Genomic DNA, 317 nt, shown 5'->3' on the forward strand with positions numbered 1-317 from the left:
AGGCGGCTGCGCGAATATGGATTCCTGCACGGGAATGCCAAGAAAATCCGTATGCTGGTCCAGTTGGTCCTGCACGTCGTTATCATGCCGCAGCCGCCTCGCCCCCGACCAGTATTTGCCTGCCCTCACTGCAAGCAACCGATGCGTATTGTGTGCTTTAGAAATTCTTACCGCCAACCAGGGTAACCTTTAAGCGAGGCGCCGCTTCACCGTCAAGAAGCACACGGGAGGAAAACTCTTTTATGAGCAGCGAGCCGCTTTTTAACGCCTGATACAGGCGAATGCATTCCTACGTCCTGCGTTCAGCACTACCATCC

At 54.6% G+C, this 317-nt stretch carries 1 pseudogene; it reads left to right on the forward strand.

The features are described 5' to 3' along the window. Positions 1-186, forward strand: a pseudogene (locus JWJ90_RS23045) (IS91 family transposase); the annotation flags it as partial. Positions 187-317: the final 131 nt, after the last annotated feature.

Source organism: Desulfobulbus rhabdoformis (assembly GCF_016919065.1).
Classification (GTDB): Bacteria; Desulfobacterota; Desulfobulbia; order Desulfobulbales; family Desulfobulbaceae; genus Desulfobulbus; species Desulfobulbus rhabdoformis.